Source organism: Borreliella lanei, from assembly GCF_014205895.1.
Lineage (GTDB): Bacteria > Spirochaetota > Spirochaetia > Borreliales > Borreliaceae > Borreliella > Borreliella lanei.
Genome location: NZ_JACHFC010000004.1, coordinates 30,671 through 49,705 on the forward strand (window position 1 = coordinate 30,671; position 19,035 = coordinate 49,705).

The 19,035-nt window shown below is 27.4% G+C and carries 23 protein-coding genes; 5 read left to right on the forward strand and 18 right to left on the reverse strand.

The features are described from left to right. Positions 1 to 594 carry a helix-turn-helix domain-containing protein gene (locus HNQ06_RS04455; RefSeq protein ID WP_184107743.1) on the reverse strand — a complete coding sequence of 198 codons (594 nt, stop codon included), beginning with the start codon at positions 592 to 594 and terminating at the stop codon, positions 1 to 3. Between the two features lie 879 nt (positions 595 to 1,473). Here HNQ06_RS04455 and dbpB point away from each other — a divergent pair. After that, a complete protein-coding gene (gene dbpB, locus HNQ06_RS04460; RefSeq protein WP_184107744.1) occupies positions 1,474 to 2,037 on the forward strand; it encodes a decorin-binding protein DbpB in 564 nt (187 codons plus the stop codon). Between the two features lie 121 nt (positions 2,038 to 2,158). Continuing rightward, entirely contained in the window at positions 2,159 to 2,716 is a 558-nt protein-coding gene (gene dbpA, locus HNQ06_RS04465) for a decorin-binding protein DbpA (protein WP_184107745.1), read from the forward strand. 228 nt (positions 2,717 to 2,944) lie between these two features. On the opposite strand, the gene HNQ06_RS04470 is transcribed toward dbpA, so the two are convergent. The 15 genes from HNQ06_RS04470 to HNQ06_RS04540 all read right to left on the reverse strand — a co-directional run bounded on the left by HNQ06_RS04470 (position 2,945) and on the right by HNQ06_RS04540 (position 13,435). Beyond that, positions 2,945 to 3,376, reverse strand: coding sequence for a DUF261 domain-containing protein (locus HNQ06_RS04470; protein ID WP_184107746.1), 432 nt, complete (start codon positions 3,374 to 3,376; stop codon positions 2,945 to 2,947). 63 nt (positions 3,377 to 3,439) lie between these two features. Continuing rightward, entirely contained in the window at positions 3,440 to 3,601 is a 162-nt protein-coding gene (locus HNQ06_RS04475) for a hypothetical protein (RefSeq protein ID WP_184107747.1), read from the reverse strand. 266 nt (positions 3,602 to 3,867) lie between these two features. Further along, positions 3,868 to 4,413, reverse strand: a complete 546-nt coding sequence (locus tag HNQ06_RS04480) for a chromosome replication/partitioning protein (RefSeq protein WP_184107748.1) — start codon at positions 4,411 to 4,413, stop codon at positions 3,868 to 3,870. Positions 4,414 to 4,443: 30 nt separating this feature from the next. Continuing rightward, positions 4,444 to 5,196: a ParA family protein gene (locus HNQ06_RS04485; RefSeq protein WP_184107749.1), complete on the reverse strand. Its 753-nt coding sequence runs from the start codon at positions 5,194 to 5,196 to the stop codon at positions 4,444 to 4,446. After that, the gene (locus HNQ06_RS04490) at positions 5,172 to 5,756 is read right to left on the reverse strand and encodes a DUF226 domain-containing protein (protein ID WP_184107750.1); all 585 of its coding nucleotides are present in this window, start codon (positions 5,754 to 5,756) and stop codon (positions 5,172 to 5,174) included. The genes HNQ06_RS04485 and HNQ06_RS04490 overlap by 25 nt, the downstream gene beginning before the upstream one ends. 47 nt (positions 5,757 to 5,803) lie before the next feature. After that, positions 5,804 to 7,000 (reverse strand): plasmid maintenance protein, encoded by a 1,197-nt coding sequence (locus HNQ06_RS04495; RefSeq protein ID WP_184107751.1) that lies wholly within the window; start codon positions 6,998 to 7,000, stop codon positions 5,804 to 5,806. A 562-nt stretch (positions 7,001 to 7,562) separates the two neighbouring features. Further along, positions 7,563 to 8,456 (reverse strand): outer surface lipoprotein OspB, encoded by an 894-nt coding sequence (ospB, locus tag HNQ06_RS04500; protein WP_184107752.1) that lies wholly within the window; start codon positions 8,454 to 8,456, stop codon positions 7,563 to 7,565. Positions 8,457 to 8,465: 9 nt separating this feature from the next. Further along, positions 8,466 to 9,287 carry an outer surface lipoprotein OspA gene (gene ospA / locus HNQ06_RS04505; RefSeq protein ID WP_184107753.1) on the reverse strand — a complete coding sequence of 274 codons (822 nt, stop codon included), beginning with the start codon at positions 9,285 to 9,287 and terminating at the stop codon, positions 8,466 to 8,468. 237 nt (positions 9,288 to 9,524) lie between these two features. After that, positions 9,525 to 9,890, reverse strand: a complete 366-nt coding sequence (locus HNQ06_RS04510) for a BBA14 family lipoprotein (protein WP_184107754.1) — start codon at positions 9,888 to 9,890, stop codon at positions 9,525 to 9,527. After that, a complete protein-coding gene (locus HNQ06_RS04515) occupies positions 9,880 to 10,305 on the reverse strand; it encodes a BlyB family putative holin accessory protein (RefSeq protein ID WP_184107755.1) in 426 nt (141 codons plus the stop codon). The genes HNQ06_RS04510 and HNQ06_RS04515 overlap by 11 nt, the downstream gene beginning before the upstream one ends. Then, positions 10,302 to 10,481, reverse strand: coding sequence for a BlyA family holin (locus HNQ06_RS04520; RefSeq protein WP_184107756.1), 180 nt, complete (start codon positions 10,479 to 10,481; stop codon positions 10,302 to 10,304). The genes HNQ06_RS04515 and HNQ06_RS04520 overlap by 4 nt, the downstream gene beginning before the upstream one ends. Before the next feature lie 23 nt (positions 10,482 to 10,504). Continuing rightward, positions 10,505 to 11,539: a DUF685 domain-containing protein gene (locus HNQ06_RS04525; RefSeq protein WP_184107757.1), complete on the reverse strand. Its 1,035-nt coding sequence runs from the start codon at positions 11,537 to 11,539 to the stop codon at positions 10,505 to 10,507. A 62-nt stretch (positions 11,540 to 11,601) separates the two neighbouring features. Further along, complete coding sequence (locus HNQ06_RS04530) at positions 11,602 to 12,228, reverse strand: DUF735 family protein (protein WP_184107758.1); 627 nt, start codon at positions 12,226 to 12,228, stop codon at positions 11,602 to 11,604. Between the two features lie 2 nt (positions 12,229 to 12,230). Beyond that, on the reverse strand, positions 12,231 to 13,103 hold the full coding sequence (locus HNQ06_RS04535; RefSeq protein ID WP_184107759.1) for a DUF276 domain-containing protein: 873 nt from the start codon (positions 13,101 to 13,103) through the stop codon (positions 12,231 to 12,233). Continuing rightward, positions 13,100 to 13,435, reverse strand: coding sequence for a contractile injection system sheath initiator (locus HNQ06_RS04540; RefSeq protein WP_184107760.1), 336 nt, complete (start codon positions 13,433 to 13,435; stop codon positions 13,100 to 13,102). The genes HNQ06_RS04535 and HNQ06_RS04540 overlap by 4 nt, the downstream gene beginning before the upstream one ends. 170 nt (positions 13,436 to 13,605) lie before the next feature. Here HNQ06_RS04540 and HNQ06_RS04545 point away from each other — a divergent pair, with 170 nt between their 5' ends. The 3 genes from HNQ06_RS04545 to HNQ06_RS04555 all read left to right on the forward strand — a co-directional run bounded on the left by HNQ06_RS04545 (position 13,606) and on the right by HNQ06_RS04555 (position 16,691). Continuing rightward, a complete protein-coding gene (locus HNQ06_RS04545) occupies positions 13,606 to 14,073 on the forward strand; it encodes a BBA07 family lipoprotein (RefSeq protein WP_184107761.1) in 468 nt (155 codons plus the stop codon). A 403-nt stretch (positions 14,074 to 14,476) separates the two neighbouring features. Beyond that, positions 14,477 to 15,727, forward strand: a complete 1,251-nt coding sequence (locus HNQ06_RS04550; protein WP_184107762.1) for a hypothetical protein — start codon at positions 14,477 to 14,479, stop codon at positions 15,725 to 15,727. A 115-nt stretch (positions 15,728 to 15,842) separates the two neighbouring features. Then, positions 15,843 to 16,691 carry a S2/P23 family protein gene (locus HNQ06_RS04555; protein ID WP_184107763.1) on the forward strand — a complete coding sequence of 283 codons (849 nt, stop codon included), beginning with the start codon at positions 15,843 to 15,845 and terminating at the stop codon, positions 16,689 to 16,691. 74 nt (positions 16,692 to 16,765) lie between these two features. Here the strand turns inward: HNQ06_RS04555 and HNQ06_RS04560 are convergent, their stop codons facing one another. Further along, entirely contained in the window at positions 16,766 to 17,284 is a 519-nt protein-coding gene (locus tag HNQ06_RS04560; protein WP_184107764.1) for a BBA03 family outer surface lipoprotein, read from the reverse strand. 312 nt (positions 17,285 to 17,596) lie between these two features. Further along, positions 17,597 to 18,100, reverse strand: a complete 504-nt coding sequence (locus HNQ06_RS04565) for a P13 family porin (protein WP_184107765.1) — start codon at positions 18,098 to 18,100, stop codon at positions 17,597 to 17,599. Positions 18,101 to 19,035: the final 935 nt, after the last annotated feature.

Genomic DNA, 19,035 nt, shown 5'->3' on the forward strand with positions numbered 1-19,035 from the left:
TTACTCCAATTTTAAATTCTTACTACTTAAAACAGATTTAAGCTTAACAAGAGCATCAAAATCCTCTCTCATACAAATAGTAATAAGCTTTTTTTCAATTTCTTCTCTTTCTTTAATCTTATCAGCAAGCTCTCTCTCAAGGCTTTCTTGGCCCTTAAGACCCCTTTTTTTATTGGTGCTAATCTCGCTTTGAAGCTTGCTAATCTTTAAATCCAAGATTAATGCTTCCTTTTTTATTGACGCTAAACTGAGATTTTTATATCTGTGATAAGAATCAATAAAAGAACAAACTATCTCGTAAAACAACCTTTCAGTTTCATTTTTAGCATTTTCAAGCTCACAGGCCTTTTTTGTAGCAAGCAGTACTAAATTGTTAAAATTGTCCTCATTAAAAGACACTTTAGCAATATTTTCTCCTACTGAGTCGATAGAAAAAGAGTCCTTTTTGTAAACAGAATCACCAGATTTAAAATATTTGTTTCGGGCTTTTGCTACAAAAGATTCACTAACACCTAAAATTTGAGCAATGTCTAAATCTTTTAAACCTTTTTTAAATAAAAAAATATATTCTTCTTTTCTATTTTTAAATATCATTATTTCATTTTAATTAAGTTCTTTTAAAAACTCAAGAAAAATTAATGTTTTTTATTGTGAATATTTTAATTAACGAGATATATTTTTTAAATAGAATAAAATTAATAAAAATAACTGGTAAAAGGGAAAAGGAACATTTAAAATAAAATATATTTCGTTGCAAGCGGTAATATTATTGTGCATATGAACGACAGGATATTTGCTCGAGAGTAAGAAACAAAAATCAGAGAAATCGTTGTTAACGAGCAAGATGCAAGATTAAAACGCTTAATAGAAGCTGCTGAAAACAATACATCTAATGAAAGTTTACTAGACATATAATAATAAAAGAAAAAAATAAAATAGTCTCTGGAGCAAACAAAATGGGACAATTCTTTAAAGGCTTAAAAGACGTTGTTATGCCTTCTAAGCATGCCAATCCCGTTCCTGCTCCTTAATTAAAACAGTGTCAAAATAGTCAAAATACTCAAAAGAGAAGCCATCAAATTGCGGGAGCATGGCCTCTCTTTTATTTTTAAGACCTAAATTCTTTTAGATCTTTGATTTAATTTACAAAATGACCAATTTGTAACATTTTGGCAAACTGGAAATAAGTCTTAAAATTACAAGCTAGATTGCATGAACCATGCTTATAATTCCAAACAATGTTACTACTATATTTGCATAAAACAAATTTATACTCCCCTAATAAAAATAAAAAAAATAAAATTTAAACTGATGGGGGTTTTAAAATAAAAGTTTTGAAATTCAGTACAAATCTAAAAATTATATTAACTTTTTATGTCAACCTTATGACTAATTTATTTTATTTTATTTTCAATAAAATGGTCTAAAATTTAGATTTAAATTTAAATAAATCTAATATATAAGGAGGTAATAATGAAAATTGAAAAATTGAATTCAATGGTTATGGCCTTGTTTTTTAATCTATTAGTCGCGTGTAATATTGGATTAATAGAAAAAGCAAAAATGGCTCTTGAATCATCGTCTAGAGATTTAAAAAATAAAATTTTAAAAATAAAAGAAGAAGCCGCTAAAAAAGGGGTGCTCTTTGCAGCTTTTACGAACAGTAAAGCTGGTTCTAAAGTGACAAGTGGAGGACCTACCTTAAGAGAAGCAAAAGTACAAGTCATTGGCGAAACAAGAAAGTTCCTTAAGATAATAGAGAAAGAAGCCTTAAAGCTTAAAGAAACTGGAAACAGTAGTCAATTCTTGGCTATGTTTGACTTAATGCTTGAAGCTGTAGAATCACTAGAAGAGATTGGAATAACAGACATAAAGCCTCGTATTTTAGAGGAAGCTGAAAGTAATCCTATAAACACAGCCGAAAGATTGCTTGAGGTTAAAGTTAAAATAGAAAATCAACTTGAAGCGGTTAAAGTAAAACAAAATATTAAAAAAAATGGAGAGAAAAAAAATAATAAAGGCAAAAAAAAGAAATAAAAAATATTAAAAATATTGTCATTAGAATGGACTAAAAGTAAAATTTTTAGCTCGTCCTAATTATTTGCAATTTAATAATATTAATTTATTGCTTTTATTAAAACTCAAAAAGGATAATATCATGAATAAACATAACAGAACTTTTAAAAATTATTTAATTAAACTAACTTTACTTGTTAGCCTACTTATATCATGTGGCTTATCAGGAGAAACAAAAATTAGACTAGAAACATCAGCAAAAGACATTGTAGATGAAATAGATAAAATTAAAAAAGAGGCTGCCGCACAAGGTGTAAATTTTAATGCTTTCACAAGCAGTGCAACAGGTAGCATAGTAGCAGGATCAGGATCAGGAGATTTCATAAAAGAAGCAAAACTACGAGCTATTGCAGTAGCAGAAAAATTCGTAACAGCAATAGAAGAGGAAGCTACTAAACTTAAAGAGACTGGACGTAGTGGTGAATTCTCAGCAATGTATGACTTAATGTTCGAGGTCTCAGAACCATTAGAAAGAATTGGAATACAAGACATGAAAGGAACAATCTCAATAGCAGCTGAAACCAATCCTCCAACTACAGCTCAAGGAGTACTTGAAATTGCAGCAGCAATGAGAAAAAAATTGCAAAAGGTTAAAACAAAACAAGAAAGTAACAGTAAATCTCCTGCTAAACCCAAATAAACACCATTTTTATACTTAACTTAAAACAATAGACCGAATAACCTAGCTAGTTTAGGTTGTTCGGTCTTATAATTTAAATGTTAGTTTTGCAATGCATATTAATAAATAGTAAGCTCTTCAACGACAGCCAAGAAATAAAAGAAGCAAAAGTTAAAAAATTAACCTAAAAGATTTAGTATTTAAAAATACTATGAAAACATTAAAAGTTATAAAATGACATTAATATTTTCAAATAAAATAATTAAATATTCTTTTTGATATTATTTGAAATTTCTTTCCTTTAGACTTTAAATCAAGGCTGTCGTAAAGCACCTTATTGTTATCCATTACAAGAAAATGAATAAAAGCTTGATCTTTTAGCTTAACCTCTGTTATTTCAAACTCTCTGCCGGCTTTAGGCAAATAAAACGGGTTCTCATATCTAACTTTAGAAAATATTTTATAACAACTAAGAATTTTACATGGATTTAAAATATAACAGTCATTTCTAATGTAACCCAATTCCAAAAACCGCTGATAATTTAAATTAACGTCTTTTGCCGTAAAATCAATCCCTGTTAAAACAAATATCCAATAGTGCAAAGATAAAAAATAACATCCGGACTTTTGAACGTCTTTAAAAAGTTCTGCATTTCTTTGTAATAGTTTCTCAATAAACATTTTTAAATAAACAATTTTTAAATATTATTTTTAAATAATCAACCATTTCTGACCAATTTTTATTTAAACTTCAGAATCTAAAAGCCTAATAAGAAAACATTCGGGTTTAAGAACAATCTTTAATATTGATAAAACCAAACCAATCAAACCCATTGTTTTAATGGCAAAAGTTTCAATTAAAAGTTTGTAGTATTCTTTCCTTTTGATCTTATTAAGCCTTTTCATCTCAACCCCTAATATAAGTTTTTTACTAATATTATAGTATAAAAAAATTTATGTTTTGTAAATACTTTTCTAAATTTTTCCAAAATTACTATTAAAAAAAATAAAAAATTTAAATTAAAAGTTAAAGGGTTTATTGGAATTTCTTTTAAAAGACTCCCCAATAAACCCTTTAAGGTAACAGGTCCTTATATTAAGAGCGACACATTGCGTGTCAGTCTGTACCTATAAAGTATACACTAACTTTTCAAGTTTTGCAAATAAATATTTTATTTTCGTTTATTTCTTGAAGTTTCAAATTCTTTAATTATTTTTAATAAAAAATCTTTTTCCTCAAAAAAAATTTTTTCCAAAAGAAAGCTCGTAAGCTTGGAGTTTTTTTTATAAAAAGAATAAGATTCTTCCTTTTTAAGCTGAAATCTTAGTGGTTTTATTGGGTTTTGGTTAGATTTTTTTAAACTTGGACTTTCTTTTGTTTTAAGAAGACAAATTGTATCATTGATTCCGTTTTTAACTACATACTTTTCTTCAATAAGCCCTTCTTCTATTGCTGTTGCAATTTTAAGATACTTATACGTTTGAGTTCTAGCAAGTCTATAGTCTTTTGCAAAATCATCAAAACTAGAATAATTGTCAAGCTTATAATATTCTTTGTCTTTAATTTCTTTTAAAACCTTCATTGCTTCTATCTTGCAATAAATTTCTTTTTGAAAATTAATGTTTAATTTTTCTTTAAGTTTATTATAATGAACAAGCGCTTGCTCTTCTTCTCTAACACTCTCAGATAAATTTCTTTTATTTATCTTTATGTCCACTTATACTCCTCCTTTACAACCTGAGTACACTTAGTGTACGTAATTTGATTTATCTAAAAACGCAGTAAGCGTGTTTTGGTACTCTATTATGTAATCCTTCGTCAAATCAAATCTATCATTTTTTGCTATTCTTTTATTTAAATCTTCTCTCTCAGATATTGTGCCTAAAAAATTACTATTTTTCTCTAAAACCTTTAAAAGCTCCCTATGTGTGTTGTTTTTTTTAAATTTAGTATTGATTAAATACATTGGCAAAGTTAATAATAGCTTATTCATAAAAAAAGTAAACAAATCTAAACTTTCAACAGCCCATTTCTCTGCTGTTATTGGTATTATTATGTAATTGCTGCACACAAGAGCATTTGTTAGGGTAAAATCTAAGCTGGGATTTGTATCAAGTATTATATAATCGTAATGATTGCTGAGTAGCTTTAGCTGTTCTTTTAATTTAAATTCTTTATATGGAATAGATTCTGAATTGAATTTATGTAATGTTAAATAGCTTGGAATTAAGTCCAAATTTTCGTTAATTGTTATTAATGCATTATCTATATGTAAATTTGATATTAACACCTCATATATATTTCTATTTATTAAATCTACATTATTGTCCTTAATTTTACTAAAAAAATAGCTTGTTGTTGAGGCTTGCGTGTCAATATCTATTAAAAGAACCTTGCATTTGATTGAAAGCAATGTGGCAAAAATTAAACTTGTTGTGCTCTTGCCAACACCACCTTTTATACTTGCAACTGTTATTACTTTTGTCTCTTTTTTATCCATTCAGGAATAATCCCCCCTTGTGACAATTTTTTGCTATAAAAAGTGTAAAGTTCGGTTTCTAATTCTAAAATAATATTTAAAAGCGTGTTGTAATAGGGGCTATTTACCCTATCTTTTTTAAGTAAAATATGAAGACCGTTTAAATAGCAAAAAACAGAACCTTTTTTGAACTTAAATTCAATGTATTCACATTTTCTAAGAGTATAGGTTTCCTTCTTGTTGAAATTTTTTACAATAAACGCTTTATCAAGCTTTCTTATTCCATAATAAATTCCCATAAATTCATCATCTTCTCTTAAAGAAAATAAATGAAACATGCTTATGTCTTCTATGTTAAAGATTCCCCTTAAAGAAATGAAAAATTTCGTAGGCTCATTTTTGCTTATTCCAAATGTATAAAAGTCATTAAATATTTTAGTATGATATATCTTTCTACCTTTAACCTCCTCAATCTTAGAAAAAACGTTAGCTTTTTTTTCTTTTTTAGACTTTGGTTTGTTGTCTGAGTTTAACTTTAACTCTTTTTGTTTTTGCTTTAATCGTTCAAGTAAAGCCGTCATTCTTTTCCTTTTTCCTTAATAGTAAAGCTAAACTGTACATCTTTTCTTTAGCTCACTATTTTAATCAAATTGTTATAGTAGGAATTGTCAAATACCTTACTATATTTAAGGTCAGGCTCATTCTCAATGAATTTTTTTAAAGTAGGAACTAGCTTATCATTATCTACTTTATGCCTTAACTGTTCTAATAATATACTAAAAATGTTGTTTTTTATACTTTTTAACTTTATCATTTTATCTTGGATTTTGGGTAATTCTGTTTTTGCTTTTTTTATTAGGTTCTCTAAATCCGGGTACTTTTTGTGCTCTATTATGAAATGTGGTTTTATTTTGTAAATTTCGTATGTTTTGCTGAAAAATTTTTCAAGATCTTCTTTTTTATATTGTTCATTTTCTAATTCTTTTATTTTTGCTTCAAGTATTTTTTTTAGAATTTCTTTTTTATTTTTACATTTTTTTTCTGTTTTTTTTATTTTATTTATTATTCTTCTGTAGCCGCTATTTTTGAAAAATTTGCATAGATATCCCGGATTGTTTACATTTTCTTTTATTGCTCTTGATATGTGCTTTTCAATGCTTTTAGGATCTATTTCTTTAAGGTCGTTTTCAATGTGTTTTAGGTTTCTTAAATGATAGATTTTTATGCTCTTTGTTGCTTCTAGATTCATTATTAGGGCTGGAATTTCTGTTTTAAAGTTGCATTTGCTTAGATATTTTTTTATTATTTCATTATTTTTTGTTTTTTTGGAATTTTTGTGTATATTTCTATATTCTTTATATTTATATATATTATTATTATTATTAATACACTCCCATTTAACACTACTATTTATTTGGTTAAATTTTTTTATTCTTTGCGTAAATTCGTTAATTTTATTTATTATTTTTTCTTTAAAGTATGTGTTAATTATCAAATAGCATTTTTCTTTTTCGTATTTAAGTTTATAATAAGTTTCACTTCCAGAATTTTTTCCCAAATGTTTACAGTAGTTTAGTGTGACTTTAAATTTTTTCTCTAGTATGTATAAATAGTTTTGTAGTGTTTTGAGTTTTATGGGTTTTTGTTTATTTCTTTCAAGGTTTTTATTTAGGAAATAAAGTATGTTTTTTTGTGTGTATTTTTTAAAGTTTAAGTTGACAAAGTTAAGAGTAGAGATTAATACAATCAAATTATGTTGGAAGTTCATTGTAGTTTTTTTTACTCTTTTTGTAGTGTTTGGTGATTTTTGGTTTAATGTTTTCAATTTTATACTCCTAATATAAGTAGTTTCTTTAATTATAACTTAATTAATAGTACAGTTTCTTAAAAAAGTAAAGTATTTTTATATAAAAAATATAAAAAAAGTATATTTAATACATATTTGTTAAATATACTTTACAAAAGTAAGTTTTTGTAATAAAATGTAATAAATAATAAACTTATATTAGGAGTAAATTATTTTTACGTTTTAATTTTTATTTAAAATAGTGAGCTTATTAGCAATGGGTTTAATTTTATTAAGAATTTAGATTATTTTATTTATCCTTCATTCAAGAGTTAGACTTGGGTGAAGGAATTAGCCCCATTAATTTTCTTAAATTTTGGGCATTCATTTTATTAGAGCTTTTTATTTTGATTTTTAAGACTTAAAGACCTAAATAGTTTGGCTTGTATATTGTTATGTTTTCTCTTTTTAAAAAGAGAAAAAGTCTCTTAGGAGACTTTTTCTAGAAGTAACAAATTGAAAAATATATAAATTCAATTTTTAGGTTGTAATAAACCCTTCCTACACCAGCTGATGCGTTGTAGGGGGGTTTACTTATATATTATTTTAAAGCACTTTTAAGTTCTGAAAGATCTGTAATTTCTTTTGGTGATCCTTCAAGGGAAGTGCCCGCTGTGTCATATTTTTGTACTGTAATTGTACCGTCTGTTAAGAACACCAAGTCTTTAGTTTTTTTGCTGTCAGCACTAATTGTTAAGGTGTTGTTACTATCTTGCCATTTACCTGTTTTTTTAGCACTGTGTGCAGTGTCATCCAAAAAGACTTTTAGTTTTCCATCTTTTTCAATTTCTCTTTTTAGAGTAACAGTGCCTTCTTTAATTTCCACTGTTGTTTTTCCACCTACAAGATTTCCTTCAAACTTAATGCCATTTTTTAGAGTTTCTACTGCTTTTGTAGCATTTTCGGCATCTGTCATTTGTGAGTATTCAAGTGTAGTTCCGTTTGATCTTGTTAATTTTTTTGAGTCTAATTTATTAGCTTTGAGAGTTTCCTCTGTTATTGACCCATGTTTTACAGTAACTTTGCTTGAAACTTTTTTGTCGCTGGTATCATATGTTTCTACAGTTACTGTATTTAGATCTTCAGAAACTATTAACTTTACTTTACTCTTGTCAGGCTTTGCACCTTCAAGGCTTCCAGAACCATTATTTTTATCGGAAGTTCCTTTAAGCTCAACTTGATCAACTATTGCTCTTAAATCATATTTACCGGAGCCATTTTTTTCTTTGCTTACGAAAACTTCATTCCCATTAAACAAAGACACTGAGTCTTCTGTCGCTGCAGGAAGGGTTTGTTTAGCGTCTTTTTCTGCTTTGCTGGAGTCTATAAGTTCTTTATCACTGTTTTTTCCAGAAGTATTTTTTGGTTCAGTACCTTTTTGTGCACATCCTATTAAAGCTAACACTAAAGCAAATCCTATTAAATATAGTCTCATAAATTCTCCTTATTTTAAAGCGTTTTTAAGTTCATTAAGTGTTTTAATTTCAACTGCTGATCCTTCCAATTTAGTGCCAGCTCCGTCGTATTTTTGTACTGTAATTGTGTTTTCTTTTGTAAACACAAGATCTTTAGTTTTTTTGCTGTTTACAGTAATTGTTAAAGTTGAAGTACCTGAATTCCAAGCTCCAGTTTTTTTAGTAGCAGGAGTACTGTCAGTATCGTTAAGCTCAACTGTTACTTCTCCAGATTTTGAAATGTTTTTACTTAAAGTAACAGTTCCTTCTTTAACCACCAATGTTGTTTTTTCAGCAGCTAGAGTTCCTTCAAGAGTATAGTCTTTTAAAACTTCTTTAGCTTTTCCGGATCCATCGCTTTTAATTTCTGTGTATTCAAGTCTTGTTCCGTTTGCTCTTGTCATTATTTTTTCAGATAATTCACCTTTTTCATTGAATTTTTCTTCTGTTTTTGACTTGTCTTTAGAAGTTACTTTTCTTGACACTAATGTTTTACCATCTTCTTTTAAAACTTCAAGTGTGGTTTGACTTAGATCGTCAGAAACTGTTAATTTTACTTTACTTTTGTCAGCTTTTACACCTTCAAGTACCCCAGATCCATTGTTTTTATCGGAAGTTCCTTTAAGCTCAAGCTTGTCTACTGTTGCCATTAGACTGTACTTGCCGTCTTTGTCTTTTTCTTTGCTTACAAGAACTTTCATTTCACCAGGTAAATCTACTGAAACGCTGTTTTTCTCGTCAAGGCCGCTAACATTTTGCTTACATGCTATTAAAGCTAATATTAGACCTATTCCCAATAAATATTTTTTCATAATATATTCTCCTTTTATATTAATATAACTTAATACAAGTATAATTATAGTATAAGATTAACAAATAACAAATAGAAAATTGAAAAAAAATAAAATGATAACAGCTTCAATTGAGTTTGGTTCTAATTAAGTTTAACTTCAATTGAGTTTAGATATAATTTAGACTTTTTATTAAAAAAAGCCCCACACACAACCGGGACTTTCAGGAAAAAGAAAAGTTAAATGTCTTTTAAGGCATTAAGGTATATTTTTTGAGTATTTTTTGTAAATCTGCATTGCAATTGGCTTTATTTTGTCAATGTGATTTTTTAAAGCAGCAATATTTGTTTTGATTGCTTTTAGAGTCTGATCTTTTTCTAATTTGCTGGCGTCAAAAAGCTTAAACTCTGGATAATTTTTGTTATTTACTTTTTGTTTGGTCTTCACAAGAAATGTTTGTAAGTACATAATATAGCTTGAAAGATGTGCTTCATATAAGCTTAAAGCCTTTAATGTTGATTCTTTTGGGGATGATGGCTCTTCTGGAAGGCTTGCTATTGTAGAGCATGAAAAGATTATAAGAGTATTTAATAAAAATAAAAAAGGGAAATTTTTAATTTTCAATTTTATCTCCTTTATTTTCTTTTAGGTTTTGGGTTTTGTTATCAGTATTGCTTGGATTTTCTGAGAACTCTTTTATTTGTTCTTGGAGTGCTTGAGTTTTGATTGCCATTAGTTCATTTCTCTCTTCTCTTAAATGTTCAATAATACTTGCATCTCTCTCATCATTAATGCTTAATATAAGTTGAGTAATTTTATTATTAACATTTTCAATTTCATTTAATATTTTTATTGATTCTTCCTTCTCAAGGGTTGTGATTTTGTCTTTGTAGATGCTCATTATTAGGTTGTAAAGATTAAGCCCTAAATATATTCCTTTTTCCACTTTGACTTCTGTTGGAGAATCGCTGCTTTTTAGAAAATCATATAAATTATTTAAAGCCTCAATGCCAGAGTTGATATTCATTTTACTGTTCATTTTGTATCCTTTTTATTTGTATTTTTTAAAAGTTTCTTGATAAGAAAATTTAAATTTTCTCTAAACTGTGGTTTTATTGCCAAAATCATTGGCATTATTGCCAGCACAATAAATCCTCCTAGTATAATTAGTTTTGTATTGTCAATTGTTGACAAAAAAATAAGTATTGTATCCATAAATATCTCCTTTTATTTATTTTTTATGCTTTGTTTAGTATTGGCATTTCTTCTCCCATGCTTAGTTTGCCTGATCCAACGTAGTACCAGCCATTGTAAATTGGTGTTTTAAGTGTGGGCATGTTTTGAGAAGAAAATGAAGCTATTAGAATTTTTGCAGAGCTTTTTTCAAATTGAAGGTAAAATTGCTTATTGTGATCTTCTGTTGAGCTTGAATACCTAATTTCTGCATCTATTTGTAAGTAAATGTAATTGTCTTTATGCGATTCGTTTATTACAATTGATGTACTACTTCTGTTTTTAAGTACAACGGTTGTAGCTTTATTCTTGTATTGGAATTCTATTATTCTAGCATCATCAACTATTGTGTGTAGTCCTCCAAAGCCGTGTGGTTTTCCTTGCCACCAAATAGGAACGTCTACAACTTGTGGGATTCCGTTTTGGTAGCAGCTTACAAGCTGTTCATTTTTTATATCAAAAGTTTGTTTGGGGATTGATTTGAAAGAGTTTCGGAATTTATTTGTAAAATCGTTTATTTTTAAATAGCCGATTAAATCATTTTTGAGTTGATTTATTTCAGATTTTTCTGCAAGAACCTCTTTTAAACTTTCAATCAAAATTTCAAATTGAATAAGTTCAATATCTTTTGTGTCTGAGTTGTAGATTGAAATTTTGTTTGAAGATGGTTTTGTGTTTGTATGTTTTAAGCCCTCAATAAACGTAGATTTAATTTTTTTAAAAACAGTGTCAAAATCTATGTTTTCAAGTGGTTCACTTAGTCCTAAAAGCTTAGAGATTACTTTAATGTAAATGTTTTTTATATATTCTTTGTTTTCTAAAAGTTCCTTGCTAATTACGTTTTTTATTGCTTTTTTAAAGCATCCAAATTCACCGTTGTAAAATGTATCGTTTTGTATTTGTTCTAGGAGATGTTTATATGTGATTGCACAAGTATCTTCTATTATGTCATCAATAGGAATAAGGTCGCTTTGATTAACTTTTGTTTTTCTGTTTAAGTCTTTTATTTGTACACTTTCTTGTGGTTCGTTGGTATTCATAAATTCTCCTTTTTAAATTTCTTTTAGTTTTAATTGTTATTTACACGCTAGTAGGCGGTAAATCAAAAAAAATGCTCTGCTGTGCTAAATTTTTTTGTTCTTGTGCCTTTTATTTCTATTTGTTTTTTGTCTATGATTTTAACTATTCTTCCTATAGGAATTAATATTTTAATAAATTCATATACTGAGTTTTTGTAATCTTTGGGCATATAGTTAGAAGTTAGAGCCTTTTTAAATCCAGAGTGCTTTACGGTTATTTTTTTTAGTTTGTTTTGATTTTTTGCTGCAATATTAAATTCAATAGGGGATTTAATGTTTCCAAGCAATTTTATTATTATTTCACCCGGAGCGTCTTCATTTGAGCTGACTTCTACATTTGCGTGTAAAAAGGCTTTAAAGAGCACAATGAAGCTCTCGTCAGTGCCAATGGATTTGATTGCAAAAATAATGGCATCTAAAGAGTTAACAAGATTTTTATCTAGCTCTTTTTTAAAGTGAAATGCGTTAAATATTGAAAGCATCAGCAATGCAATGTATTTAGAGTTAATGCTCTTTTTAACATTAATTGTGTTAAAGTTTTCAAGCAGTTCTTTTAGTTCTCTTAATATTTCTTTTTTGTAATTAAGCTCATTGTAAATAAACTTTTCAATTTGGGTATTTTCTAAAAATTTTGGTATTTCTTTATTCATTTTTATTCTCTGTTAATAAGCAGTCTTTTGTTTGTATCAAAAATAATGATTTCATTCTCGCTGGTGTTTTCGTCTTTATTAAATGTAAAATCACTGTCGCTAAGTTGTGTGATTTTTTTTGTGTCATCACTTTTAATACAAACTCCGATTCTCATCTCTTTTATTCCCCTGATAATGCTAACTGGTGCAAGAAAGTCTTGATATCTAAGAGATGATCCCATTTCAATGTATTTTTCGGTTAATATTTTGTTATAAATATCTCTAATTTGAGCATCTATTTCTTTGTAGATTGCGTCTTTTGCTTCTGTTTTGTAGACTGCTTTAAGATATGCATATTTTTTCTTGCCTAAGCTGAATTTGTATGTTTTTTTTTGATTGTGTTTGTTTAAAAACTCAATCTCAATATCACCTTTAAAAACTGTTCCGCTTGGTGCTGTATAGTAGATTGCTTGCCAAATATTTTGTTTAGTTTCAATTTTGATTTGATTTTTTTCTTTCTCTTTAAAGCAATCTTCTTGCAGTATTAAGTATAGGTTGATTGTTCCAGGCCCACTTAAAATGTTTATGTGTTTAACCCCTTCAACATTTAGCAGGGCTTTTCTTATTGCTTCATAAGTTGAGCTTTTGGGTGTGCTTAAATCTTCTTTGAGTGCATTAAAGTAGCTTCCATTTTCTTTTATTTTTGAAAAAAGCTCTTTTAAGACCTCTGATATTTGTTTATCAATGCTTGAGCTTGGAAAGTTTATTATGTCGTAAATTGAATTGTCTTTAATATTTATGCCGTATTTTGTTCTCAAAATATGTTTTTTTTCATTTTGAATTTCTTCTATTGTTTTTTCCAATATTCCTAAGTTTTTGTCAAAAATTATACTCATATTTTAAAATCCATTTTTAAATTGTCTTTTCCTAAAAAGAAAAAATTTATTGTTATTGTTTTGTTTTTAATGGTTGGCTTGACATTAATAAGGTCTATTTTAAGTTCTTTTGAAAGGTTTAAAAAAAAATTTTTAATAGATTCTAGTTTATTGGCTTTGCAAAGTTTAAAGTAAAAGCTGTAGTCAAATCCATAACTTGGATTTTCTTTTAAGCTACCTTTTGGTGTCTTAAGGTAAAAAAATAAACGCTGTTTTTGTTCTTCAATGTTTTCTATTAATTTAAGATCGTTGTTAAATACAATATTAAATTTTTCATCAATTTTAATTTCCATTTTTAACTACCAAAGTCATTCTAACATATTTTGTTAGATATTGCTATAAAGTTTTACAAAATGTTTATTATTTTAAATGTTGAGATATATTATAATTTATATTTTTTTTAAAAAAGTTTATTTAATTTTTAAATTTAAATATTTTGCGTAATCGCATTGCGGGAGACGGTATGAAAAATATTTTGTTATTTGTTATTTTATTATTCTTTTCTTGTAAAGAATTCAATTATTCTGACATTAGAAGAAGGCCTTCAAAGCTTTTAAATTCTTCTAATAGAAATAAAGAACCTAAAATGGCTTTTATAGACTCTTTAAATGATGATCAAAAAGAAGCTTTGTTTTTTCTTGAGCAGGTAGTTCTTGATAGTAATCCTGATAAGTTTAATCAAATTTTTAATTTAAATGAAGTGAAAATAAAAGAAATGCTTGCTACTGTTGTTAAGTGTTTACAGGCTAAAAGAAAGGCTAAAATGGATCTTGAGAGCTCAAATGATCCAAATGTTGCCAATGCTAAGCAGCAGTTGTTACAGGTTGAAAAAACTTACATAGAGAATTTGCGACAATCTTTTGTGACTACCAAAAGCATTGAAGAGGCTTGTAATCTTGTGAAAAACTATGATGCATCTGCTTCGTTTTAACTTTTTTATTTTAATTAATCCTTAGATTAACTCTTAACATAAGAGTTAATCTTTCTATTTATGTTTGTTTATTTTGTTGCAAAAATGTCTAAATTTGAGAATTTAAATTTCTGTGATTTGGGCTGATGTTAATAATTTTAGTTTATCTATGTAATTTTTAGGCTGTTAAATAACATGGATTATTAATACTTTTTGCTTTAAAAGGCCATATTGGATTAATTTAGGCTTAAGACCTTATTTTAATTATTTTAAATGGGTTTTTTATTTTAAAAAACGAATTATTAAAACAGTTGTAAGCCTAATTCCTTTTATAGTAAGAAATAATGCGATGTATGCATTTAGTGTATGTAAAGTGAGCTATATTTTTATTTAAACCAATAATTAAATAGGGGAAAATTAATTTATGAATAAAATAGGAATTGCATTTATTATTAGCTTTCTATTGTTTGTTAATTGTAAGGGCAAATCTTTGGAAGAAGATTTTAAAAGTGCCACTTCTAACAATAAGCAAAATTTAAGCAATGAAAAAAAATCTTTAGACTTTAAGAATAATAGACTTAAAGACTCTAATTTAAGTAATTTTGAAAGCAAAAAAAATAGCCAAGCATTAAGAAAATCTAAAGGCTTTAAAAAGGATTTGCAAACTTTAAGAAATTCTGAAAATTTAATGCCTAAAGACCTGGATCAGTTGAGTAGTGATTTTGACAATTTAGATAATTCTGAGTCTTTGCAAGAAACTTCTTCAAAGCACAATATTGGCAAGTCAAGATACAGTAAAGCTTTGCTGAAAAATGCTCATGATGAGATTTGGATTCCCCATTTAAACTTGGAAGAAGATAAAAATTTTGAGTTTTTCAAGAAATCTTTGCAAAATGATGAGAATAGATATGCTCTTGGTGGATGGCTTTTAAACAATGATGAAGTGTTGGCGAAATATAAATACAGCGAAAAAGATGTTAATCAGTTTTTGATTGATATAGGAAAAAAGCGGTGGGGAGATTTGTCTTCTAAAATGAGCACTTTAGTGCGATTGATTGGAAATTATTCCGATAAAAGTGATAGAGAAGATGAAATTTCTCTTCTAGATATGAATTTGTGTCAACAATTTTATCTAACCAAGATTAATGCTGGTGGTTCAAGCGCAGATATTCTTGTTGCTCTTGAAAAAACAATCGATCAACAAATTGGCAGTGTTAGCAAAGAACTTCTTGAATTAAAAAATTTTTCTCTTACTACAAAGTCAGAGCTTGATTGGCATTTAAATTGGAAGCGCAATTTAACAGACGAAGAAGAAGAGACTTTGCAATGTTGTAGGGTTTTGTTAGACGGAGAGTTAGATTTTGAAAATCTTGACGATTTGTTTAAAAGGCTTGGAAAGGAATATTCTAGGTTGATATTAAGAAAGCTAGAGGAAATAACATTAAATTACGATATTAATAGGTTTTTAAAAGAAATGGAGAAATCACGTAAATCTTTTAAACAAGCATTAGGCTCTATTAGGAATAAAAACAAAAGAGTCTTGATTTTTAAGGCTAGAAATTCTCTTTTAGAAATTTTTAAACTTTATTACAACAATATTGGCAAGAATAAAAAACTTTATGATTATATAAATCACATGTTAAACAGCTTGATAAAAGAGATTAGTAGGCGGTAAGTTTTATTTTGATTTTTTTGTTAATTGATCTACATTTGCTTCTAATAATCTAATTTAAAAATTTTAAATATTAGATAAAAGTTTAAAAGTTTAAAAGTTTAAAAGGGGGAGCATTTTGAGAAGAGTCATTGTATCCTTTGTGGTTTTAATTCTAGGGTGTAATTTAGATGATAATTCAAAAATGGAGAGAGAGGCCAGTAAGCTTGTTAAAGAAGAAAGTAGATCAAATAGGTTGGATCAAGAAAAAAGAACTTTGGGAGCGATGAATTTTGGGCTTTTTTCTGGAGATTCTGGTTTAGCATCTGATTTTCAGAATTATGAGACTTTAAAAGCGCTTGAGAATAAAAATACATTTATTGATTACAGCCAAATAGAGTTTTTAGAAGGAACAAAATCAATAAATATGCTTTTATGGCCGGTTTCTGTTCGCTGGATAAAAATTAAAGCCAGAGATTTGTTTGGCGAGTGCGGAGATTTTATTAAAGAGCTTAAGGGTATTAAGTATTCTTATCTTGTTTCTCCTGTTGATGGTGTCTACATTTCTTATGCTATGCCTTTAATAATTTTTGAAACTACTAATGAGAGTGATCCGCTTTATTCTATTTCTGGATTTAAATTGATAAGCAAGGGAAGTGATATAAATTTTAATGAAAATAAGGGTGGATTTTTTGGAGGACTTCCAATGTCTGAAAAATCAGTTGAACCTGGGCTTGTAACCGCATATCCTTTTGGTTCTAGTGATGCTAAAAAAGTGATTGAGGCTTTTGTTTCTCTTTATAATAATGGGACTTGGAGTGATATGATTGCCGAGATTACAATTAAGTCCAAGCAGCATCCAAAAAATGAAAAAGTTTGCAGAATTTCGCTTGATTCTCAGCTTTTTAATGTTGCTATGAAAAAAATAATTGAAAAATATCCTAAGATAAAAAGTGCAAGTTTTGCATTTAATTCGTTGATTAACTAAAAAGTTATTTTAAAAGCTAGCAGTTTAAAACCACTAGCTTTTTTAATTAATTATGAATTTTGAATTTGGGTTTGCTATATAGTGTCTTTCAGGGTATTAAGTATAGATTTGGAATCTGCTTGATTAAAAATTCCATCAAATCCGCTAGCAAGTATGCTTTTATAAGTGTTTAACTCTTCTGGATCTTTTTCTTTTTTATCTTTATTTTCTTTAATTTTCGCAAGCAGCTCTTTTATTTCATCTTCTTTTAGATCTGATAGAAATTTTTGTACAGACTCTTCTATTTTGCTTTCATCTCCACCAGTATTTTTAAAATGCAAGCCAATATTTGGGTCTACTAATTTTTCTTTTAATAAGTTTGTTAAAAATGTTAATGTTTCTTTTTCAGTGTTGTTTAAGTTTAATTTGCCTACTAATTTTTCTAAAGTTGTTGCCTTGCTAAATTCAATTCTATCTTCATCAACTAGATTTGATTTAGCTTGAGATTCTTGGGATTTTTCATCTAGATCGTTGTTTGGCTCGGTATCATTACTTTTGTTTTTGCAATTAAGCATTAATGCTAATATTATAAATACAATAATCGTTTTTTTCAAAATAGTCTCCTTAAAAAGTATTTTAATTATTAATAATTAGTAATTATAGCATTTTAATAATATGTTTAGAATATTTTAATTAATAATTATTATTATTAATTGTTAAAAATATTGTACCAATTTATTATTAAGAATAATTTTTTAAATTAGGTTGAGGGTATGGTAAGATTGCAAGAGTATTCAAAGATTAAGGATATTTTAAGTACAATTTATAAGTCAAGAAGAGCATTAGTGTGAATGCCTTCTTTGTTAGCAAATTGATTTTTAATTCAAATATTAGATAATAAAATAATTTTATTATCTAATATTTGTTTAATAATTTTTTTTAAACGATAATTGGAATCCGTTTATTCCAAGATCAAAATTGGGCTCAAAACCTGCAAGCTCAGCGCTGAGTCTTTTTTTAAGATTTTCATTGTGCCGATTTGCAAATGTAAACGGAATAATAAGTGAGACCGTGTAGGATGTTAAAACCATGCTTGCTCCTACTCCTATTAGTATGTATCCGGTTAATTGTTTTTCACCAAGGTTAAGAATAATTCCATTTACACAAAGGATTGCTCCTAATAAATTAAATCCAAGTACTGAGCCTCCACCAATATAATCTCCTTGGACAAAGGATCCTATTCCAAAGGGCAAAAATAAATTTAAAAGGAATGGCCCTATTGGATTTTTTTTCTCTTTATCATATTTATTGAAACTTTCAATACCTTTTTCAATTCTATCTTGTTTTTTAATTCCGTCTTGTTTTTCTTTTGTGGCAAAGATTTGCATTGTCAGCCCAAAAATTAATATTAATGTCAAAATTTTTTTCATGTTTTTATTATCTCCTAATAGTAAGTTTTGACAAGTAAAATATTAGCGCAATTTACAATAAATTGAAATCAATTTATTGTAAGCAAATAAAGTTTGGGTTGATTTTGTTTACTTCTGTAGTAATAGTTTTTTTTAAAAAATCTCTAAGATTAAGGAAGATAAATTAAAAGTAAAATAAGACTTTTGAAAAGTTTAATCTAAGCTTGAAAAGCAAGTTTTTAAAGTGGTCCACATATTAATTCAAAACTCTTTTGTGAGAATAATACTATCTGATAGTTATCCACTTTATTTGAGATTCTTTTGATTAATAAGGTGAAGCATAAAAGAGCAAATCTTTCTATTTTAATAAAGCTGAAAAGCTTATCATGTATAATGATGCATTAACAAGTGGGGATGGTGCAGAATGTTAAATTATTATAGAAAGGTCGCATGATTTTAGGTTTAATGGGGTTCTTATTGTCTTAAAACTTTGAATTTTTATTATATTTATTTTTTTTGAGCTTAGATTAAGCTTCAATTATTTCTTCTCAAAATCTTTTAATACCACTTATTAATGGCATTAAGTAAGTTTTTATAATATTTTTTTATACTTTAACTTTATAATTTGTTTTTATGTTTACAATTAAATTTTTTTTAAAAAAGTTTTTGATAGACATATTCGTATTAAAAAGCAAAATTGTATTATGATTGGCCCGGAGTGCCGCATTTTATATATCAAGATTACAAAACAATATTACCATTTCTTTTTTATTAATAAAAAGAAGCCCGAGATCTTATTAAGAAGTTCTGGTTAAAACTTTAAATTCATATATTAATAGTATGTGTATTGAAATAAAATTCTTTAAATTCTAGAAGATAATTTATTAGTATACTAATAAATTATCTTTATAAAGATAATTTATTAGTATACTAATAAATTATCTTCTAGAATTTAA